Genomic DNA, 7489 nt, shown 5'->3' with positions numbered 1-7489 from the left:
TCGGTGCTGGGGCCGGGCGACGTGCCATTGCCCCCGCCCTTCCCCCCGCTGCCGCCGGGCCGTCCCGCACCGTCCTTGCCGGAACCGGAACCGGAACCGGATCCGAAGCCCGTGCCGCAGGCCGCAATACCCATCGCCGCTGCGGCCCCAAGGCCCGCTCCGAGCAGTCGCCTCCGGCTGATCCAGCGCATGTCCCGGGGCACGGTCTTCTCCTCCGCGGCGGGGGCAGCGGTGGCGGGATCGTCGGGCTGGTGATCGGCGGCTTCGGCCTGTTGCCAGGTGACCTGCAGTGCATCGCGCTTGCCGATCTTCTGCAGGCGCCCGGCAATCAGGTGCTGGATGCGCTGGAGGCTGTCCTGGTCGGTGGCTTCGACGCGGAGTGTCAGCGAGTCGGGGCCGGCTTGCAGGGTGCACCGGCCCGAGCCGACGTCGATGGTCCCGTGTGTGTCGGACCATTCGACGTGCTGGATCTGGGGCGGTGTCTTGCCGTCGTGGTGCCGTCGGGACCGGTGGCGTATGTGTTCGCCCATCTGGCCGGGTCGCTTGCACAGTTGTGCCAGGTACCGGCTCGGGCGGTCGGTCCGGACGTGGGCTTCGGCGATCAGCATGAACGTCCTGTTCGAGGGCGTGGTGAGGATTGCACGGTGTTCAAATGCGGGTGAGGTGGGCGGCCAGGCCTGAAGGCCGTTGGGGTCGGTGATGATGTCGATGGTGTCTGACGCGATGGCGTCGGCCCGCCAGCCGTCGACGAACGCGGCGCGGGTCTTGTTCCGCGTCAGCCTCTGCATCCGCCCGCCCCACTCTCCGGGCTGCCGGACGCTGAGGCCGAGCATCGCGTAGCGGCCGCCTGGCGGGGTGCCGGAGCTCAGACCGTTGATGAGGAGGCGCGGCCCTGGTCGTTGCGCTTGACGTGGGCCCTGGGGGCCGTCACAGAGCATGCACGGGCTGGGCTTTGTACTGCGCCGGCCCACAACACCGCGCCTGAACTACCCGAAGGCCGCCTTTCGGAGAGGAGCGGAACGGCCAGGATGAGGCCGGCGCGGTTTGCCTCCCCACCCAGCGTCACGGCCGAGGTGCCCGGCGATCCCGACGCTCCTCGAGTTCTTCCGCGCTCACTGGTATGAGCACCGGCTGCCCGGGCACACCGAGCAGCATGGCCATCTACGCGCACCGACGGATTCGGGACCGATGCGAGGAGCTCCACCGTCGGCAGCGTCGTCTTGGGGCTTTCGACGTGCTGCGAATATTCGACGCTCATGATGGTGAACCCCACCTTCCGTGGTTGTCTCGTCTCTCATGACAAGGCGTCGCGGTGATCTGTGACACCGGATCAGCCTGTCAACCTTGATGTTTCACGACGGTCCGGGCCCCACGAGTGGTGGCCACCTTGACCTCGGCCCCGGAGGGGGTCGGGAGAGACGAGCGATTGTGGTGACAAAGGTCACCCGAGTTCAAGGCCGATGCCGTGGCCCTGCTCCACTCGGACCCTGATCTCAGTACACGGTCTGACTCCGCAGGGTGCCGTCCGGTGCGGTGGACAGGCGTTGCTCGGGGTCCTCCGGCACCACTCACGCGATCCGCGAGTCACAGACGCTGCGCATCGAGCGTGCCCACGAAGCCCACCCTCGCGAACCCGCCTGGAGAGTGGCCGCGTACGAGACGCCCGTCTTCGACCGGGTGTGACGCCTCATCGCGACTCGCGCCGCCCCGCTCCCTGTGCTCCAGGCTCTGCCGCACCATCTCGCCTACGGCGACGGAATTGGACTCCGTCATCGGTAGCCCTCCGGACGAGAAGTCCGTCACGGCTGCCACTGGGCCTGCCGGACGTGCGGGCGACGCTGCGCGGCGCGGGACCCGCGGACACCGTCGGCCATCGCGCCGGTACCCGCATCGCCTTAGGACAGTGTGTCCAAACAGTGGTAAATCAGTGGGCATGGTGTCTCCCCATCATCGTGCTACACCGCACCTTCCGTCCACGAGGACACCGCACCGACGGCTCCAGCGCGAACACCGCACCCCTGCAGACCATGCCATATCTGGACGATCAGCTGCATATCGGAGGTGGAGCCGGCTCCTCCCCCTTCCTCCCTCCGACCTCCGACCTCCGCGGGGAATCCGGCTGGGCGGGTCACAGTGCATTGTGAGTGCCACTGACACGCAACACAGTGTCACAGTATTACTATGCATCCAGCATCGCCCCGAAGTCGGGGCCGCCTCATCGCCCGTCGCTGCGTGAACGCGGGGCGCGGCACGACGGCCACTCAGTTCTCTTCGCAGTGACGGTCGTCGGCGGCTCCATCGGACCGGGCGGCGCCCACCTGATCTCATAGCAGAAAGACTCGGATGCGCATCAAGAACGTGAGCATCGTGCTCGCAGGCTCCGCCGTGATGGCCACCCTGGCCGCCTCACCGGCCGGCGCAGCCACCTCCTCCCTACCCAACCCTTCCGTCACCTCGGTCCTCAAGGTGCAGAAGCAGGCCATGGCAAACGGGGCGCCCGGTGCCCTCACCCGCATCGACTCGGGCACCTCGAGCTACCGCATCTCGATGGGGCAGGCGGACACCGCCGCTCACGTCGCGATGGACGCCGACCGCCGGTTCCGGGTCGGCAGCGTCAGCAAGAGCTTCACCACGGTGGTGCTCATGCAGCTGGTCGCCGAGGGGCGTATCGACCTCGACGCCTCTGCGAACACCTACCTTCCGAAGCCGCTGCCGGACGACCGCATCACCGTGCGGCACCTGCTCAGCCACCGCAGTGGTCTGTGGGACTACACCAACGAGATGTTCTACTACACCGTTCCGGGCTTCGAGTCCGTGCGGAACAAGGTGTTCACCTACCAGGAGCTGATCGACCTGTCGACGGCCCACAAGGTGAACAACGAGCCGGGAGCCGCCTACAGCTACTCCAACACCAACTTCGTGGTGCTGGGCCACCTCATCGAGCACCTCACTGGCGTGCCGATGGCCACCCACTACCAGCAGCGCATCTTCGAGCCGCTGACGCTCAAGAACACCTCCTACGTGCACCCGCAGACCACCATCTCCGGTTCGCACGCGCGTGGTTACCTGCGTCAGGACGACACCACGCTGCCGCTGGTGGACTCCACCGAGCAGACCGTCTCGTGGGGGCAGTCGGCCGGAGCGGTCATCTCCAACTCCGCCGACCTCAACCGCTTCTTCTCCTCGCTCGTCTCCGGCAAGCTCGTCCCCCAGGCGCAGCTGCAGGAGATGATGAGCATGGTTCCGGTCAACTCGGACGGCACCCAGTCCTACGGACTCGGCCTGCGCGGCCGCAAGCTCTCCTGCGGCGTGACGGTGTACGGCCACACGGGCACCGTCCAGGGCTACTACACCTACGCTTTCACCACGGCTGACGGCAAGCGCAGCATGACGTCCATGGCGAACACCTCCAACAACGGAACCGTGAACACCGTCCTCGGTGGCACGCTGGAGGCCGCGTTCTGCGGCACCACCGTCGCCAAGGCCGACAAGTTCGCGCCCTCCGAAGGCGAGGGGTTCACCGAGGACATCGCTCCTCAGGTGGTCCGCCACTGAGCGGCCCTGCTCTGATGGGTCTGTGACCGGATTCCGGCCATAGACCGACGCGCCCCCGCACACCGGCCCTGCGGCCGTGGGCGGGGGCGCGTTCACTGTCGCGCCGAAGCGTCCGGGGCGTGCGCGGCGGAACGGGTTCGTCCGACCAGCTCATGCCTGGCTCCCCCTTGCCACGGAGCCGTTGCCTCACCCGCCGCTCCTGCCGATGCCGTCGTCACGGGCGACGAACCGGGCCCGGCCGTGCGCGGCCCGATGGAGGTACCCCCCGCCGCCGTGCGAGGTGGTCTTCGGGAACTGGGACCGGCTCTCGTAACCGAGGCGCCTGGTGATCATCCCCGCGGGTGCGGGGAGCAGCGGTTCTTCGTCCGGTCGTACGGCACGTCGTTGGGACCATCCCCGCGGGTGCGGGGAGCAGTTCAGGCCGGTCATGGCTGCGTGGGCGCGCTCGGGACCATCCCCGCGGGTGCGGGGAGCAGTGTGCGTCGTCGCCGTTGCCGGGTGCAACGTCAGGACCATCCCCGCGGGTGCGGGGAGCAGATCGACTCGGCCGGCTACCCGGGCGAGTTCCCGGGACCATCCCCGCGGGTGCGGGAAGCAGCGACGCACCGCAGTGCCAGCTGATGCCCGACGGGGACCATCCTCGCGGGTGCGGGGAGCAGCGTTCGGGGCGACATCGGCTACGCGAATCCGGGGGACCATCCGCTCTCAGGGACGACCGCTCCCCGCCACCCTGGGCGGCGAGGCGGATGGCGTCGTGCGCCTGTGCGGCACATGGCGGTGGGGCGCTGCCGTGGCGGGTCCGGTACGCGCCGGCGAACGCGCGGGTCCGGGAATGGGCGGGCGACCGCGTCTGCGTACACGATGCTGATGCGCCATTCCTCGCACTCCCGCGGCAGGCGACGGACACGACATGCTCGTCCGCGGCCCGGGTGCCCCGGTGACCGGCGGCGCTGAGGGCCTTGGCGCAGGCCGCGGCGCGGGCCGGGGAGAAGCCCGCGAAGAGCATGGCACCGCCCCGTCTTGCGCCCTTTGTGGCCCTGCCATGCGCGGAATCCACCGCCGCACGCATCAAGTCGAGCACGTCGGCGGCACGGAGCTTGGTCGACAGGAACTCGCACAGCCGCTGCCCCACGCCGAGCTCGTGCCACTCGGCCAGGCGCCGTCGGCAGGTCATCCCCGACCCGAAGCCGAGTTCCGCTCGCCGGCGTGGTGCCCCCCGGTCCGTTCCGTCCCCGAGGTCCCGGAGCCGACCCCCCGCATCCGGTCGGCCGTCTCAGACTTGGTCATTGGGGTCTTTCTCGGATCGGTCCGTGTTCACTGACGAGACCTGGCCCTCCCGCATGATGCGCACCTTGTGCTCACCGCAGTTCAGGCACGTCGGCCGGGACAGCGGCGACGGAACGCGCACCCCGTCCGCCTTGTAGATGATGAAGTCGTGTCCTGCGGCGTCCGTGTGGTGCTCTATGTCGTACGCCTGCTCCCAGCCGTATCCACAGCGCATACAGGCAAAGGCATACGCCTCGTGTGCGACGCGGATACCTGCGTTCTCGCTCATGTGAGCTCCTCTGGATCTGTTGAGCGCGGTGTGGGCGGCTGGCCCGTCACAGTCACTAGGACCCGACAGCCACCGTGTTTGTGACACCAGCCGTCCTGAGCCCAGGACTTGGCTGAGTTTCATGTGGCGCAGGGCAGGGGGAGGGGGCGTTCTGGCCGGTCTGCGGCGCCGACCCACATGGTGTGCGTGCCGCCCCGGCCCGTACCGGTCCAGGCCGGGCCGGGCGTCTCCCACCGTCCGAAGGCCGCGACGCTGCGTGCTCCGGTCGATGACCTCATGGCACCCGGTCGTCGGTCGGCGCGGTCGCGCTGCGGCGGGCCCGGATGAGCTCGATCACGGTGTCGGTGGTGCGTTCGAGGTGGCTGCGGCCGGCGGGCAGCCTCGCCTCCGGGCTGATGTAGCTGCGCGGCCCGAGGTGGGTGGCCGGGTCGAGCCGATGCACGGTGATCTTCCCGGCGCGGCGGGCCCGGTTCCAACCGCTGCCCCGGAACAGCGGCCAGCGCTGCGGGAAGATCCAGGTGCCGATCCGCTCGATCCGGTCGTATGCACTGGTGAGCTGGTGGAGGTGTTCGGCGTGGGTGAGGTCGTTGGCGCCGTTGTGGAACCCGCCGAGCGTGATCAGCAGGAGCGGGGAGCGTAGCTGGGTGTGCAGTTCGTGGACCGCGCCGGTGGCGACCTGGGCGCCGCCGCTGTAGCTGAGCAGCACCACGGGAATACCGCTGTCGGGCAGGTATCCGGCGAGCCGGAGCTGCGTGGCGATCTGGCAGCCGACGGCCCGGTTGTAGAGCGGGCGGTAGCGGTGGTCGGCGGCGACGAAGATCTGCATGACATTGTGCAGGAACAGCGCCAACCCGGCACGGCGGCGCAGCCACACCCACACCGGCCGGTCAGCCAGCGGGTGGGCCAGCGGCGAGTAGGGCTGCACCTGGCCCAGCACCCGCAACTCCGGCGCTCCGGCGAGCAGGGCCTTGACCAGCTGGCCGCCGTCCCGGGTGTCGCGGACACGGCGTTTGCCGATGCCGTCCAGGTAGACCAGATAGGCAGCCGGGGGACTGTCCGGGGCCGCGCCCCGGGCATAGGGCACGCCTTCCGGGAGCTCGGTGGTAGGGGCCCGCCATCCGGCGCTGTAGGCCATCACCTCGTAGCGGGCCAGCAGAGCTTCGGCGAGCAGGGCCGGTCCGAGCGCGCAGACCCAGAGCAGGAAGTTGTTCATGCGATCGCCTCCGGTGCCCTGCGGGCACTGATACCGACGACCAGACGCCGAACGCCCTCTACAGCGACACCCAGACCGACCCCGGCGACGGCCACGCAGCCCGCGGCGGCCCACCAGCCCAGCCCGGTCGCCGCAGCGAGCGGACCGGCCAGACCGGCCCCGACCCCCACAAAGAGCAGCAGGTGGAGCAGGGGCCCGAGCAACGGGAACGCAAGGACGCCGGCGAGCATCAACGGGGCGACCAAGCCCGGTGTCCATACCAGCCCACCGCCTGAGGACAGAGGGGACTGCACCAGCTCGGCCAGGGTCCACGCGCTCAGCGGCCACAGCGCGAAAACAGCGGTCTCGACGAGGCCGGCGGGCAGCAGCAGCCCGATCGTGAACGTCCGCGACATGCCAGGCCGGCGCGATACCAGAGGCAGGATGCGCCCGGCGGCCTCCGACAGCCCGGCGAGCAGCAACAAGATGACGACGACGGGTGACATCACTCAACCCCGCTGTGACGGGTCGACGGGAGCCGGCTGACTGGCCGGGCGGCCATGCAGATACCGCTCGAGTTCGTCGGCGGCGCGCCGATATCCACCCGCCTCGTGCTGGGCCACCTGCAGCGTGGCCGCGGCCGCCCGGAACCGGGGCTCGTCGAGCAGTCGCCGGGCGAGGACACGCACGGAGTCCTCGGTCACATCCTCGGTGCCGATCGACAGGCCGGCGCCGAGTTCGACGATGCGACGGGCCACCAACGGCTGGTCTGCGCCCTGCGGGACCACCAGCATCGGAACCCCGGCATACATCGCCTCGTTGACACTGTTCATCCCGCCGTGGGTGACGAACAGCGCCGCGCGGGCCAGCACCTCCGGCTGCGGCACGAAACGGCGGGCGAGAACGTTGTCCGGCAACGGACCCAGCGCCGCGGGATCGGTCTGCCCGGTGGAGACGACCACGGTGCCGCCCAGCGGGGCGAGCGCGGTGGCGAAGCCGCGCAGCACATGCGGGGCCGCGTTGAACACCGTCCCCAAGGAGGCATACAGCACCCGGCCCTGCAGCCGGTCGACCGGGAACGACGGATCGACAGGGCGGGCGCCGACACTCGGACCGACGAACCGGTAGGACGGGTCGACACCCTCGACGGCAGGCTGGAACGCCCGCGAGGTGTAGACCAGATTGAG

The 7489-nt window shown here is 69.7% G+C and carries 6 protein-coding genes and 1 pseudogene; 1 reads left to right on the top strand and 6 read right to left on the bottom strand.

Annotation, left to right across the window (positions count from 1 at the left end; translation table 11 throughout):
• Nucleotides 1-608, bottom strand: a 608-nt coding sequence (locus ABT078_RS42090; protein ID WP_351237704.1) for a DUF2218 domain-containing protein, incomplete at its 3' end; no start/stop codon positions are given.
• 1735 nt (nt 609-2343) lie between these two features.
• Here ABT078_RS42090 and ABT078_RS42085 point away from each other — a divergent pair.
• Nucleotides 2344-3555 (top strand): serine hydrolase domain-containing protein, encoded by a 1212-nt coding sequence (locus ABT078_RS42085; protein ID WP_351237702.1) that lies wholly within the window; start codon nt 2344-2346, stop codon nt 3553-3555.
• A gap of 186 nt (nt 3556-3741) precedes the next feature.
• On the opposite strand, the gene ABT078_RS43035 is transcribed toward ABT078_RS42085, so the two are convergent.
• The 5 genes and pseudogenes from ABT078_RS43035 to ABT078_RS42060 all read right to left on the bottom strand — a co-directional run.
• Complete coding sequence (locus tag ABT078_RS43035) at nt 3742-3888, bottom strand: hypothetical protein (protein ID WP_502981572.1); 147 nt, start codon at nt 3886-3888, stop codon at nt 3742-3744.
• A 982-nt stretch (nt 3889-4870) separates the two neighbouring features.
• Nucleotides 4871-5110: pseudogene (locus ABT078_RS42075) on the bottom strand (hypothetical protein); the annotation flags it as partial.
• A 274-nt stretch (nt 5111-5384) separates the two neighbouring features.
• Nucleotides 5385-6323: a hypothetical protein gene (locus ABT078_RS42070; RefSeq protein WP_351237700.1), complete on the bottom strand. Its 939-nt coding sequence runs from the start codon at nt 6321-6323 to the stop codon at nt 5385-5387.
• Nucleotides 6320-6808 carry a hypothetical protein gene (locus ABT078_RS42065; RefSeq protein WP_351237698.1) on the bottom strand — a complete coding sequence of 163 codons (489 nt, stop codon included), beginning with the start codon at nt 6806-6808 and terminating at the stop codon, nt 6320-6322. Before ABT078_RS42065 ends, ABT078_RS42070 begins: the two co-directional genes overlap by 4 nt.
• A gap of 3 nt (nt 6809-6811) precedes the next feature.
• On the bottom strand, nt 6812-7489 hold a 678-nt coding region (locus ABT078_RS42060), incomplete at its 5' end, for a macrolide family glycosyltransferase (RefSeq protein ID WP_351237696.1).

The organism is Streptomyces sp. NPDC002133 (assembly GCF_040296405.1).
In the GTDB taxonomy this organism is placed as follows: Bacteria; Actinomycetota; Actinomycetes; order Streptomycetales; family Streptomycetaceae; genus Streptomyces.
The sequence above is the reverse complement of the archived record's forward strand: the minus strand, read 5'-3'. Positions and strand labels throughout refer to the sequence as shown.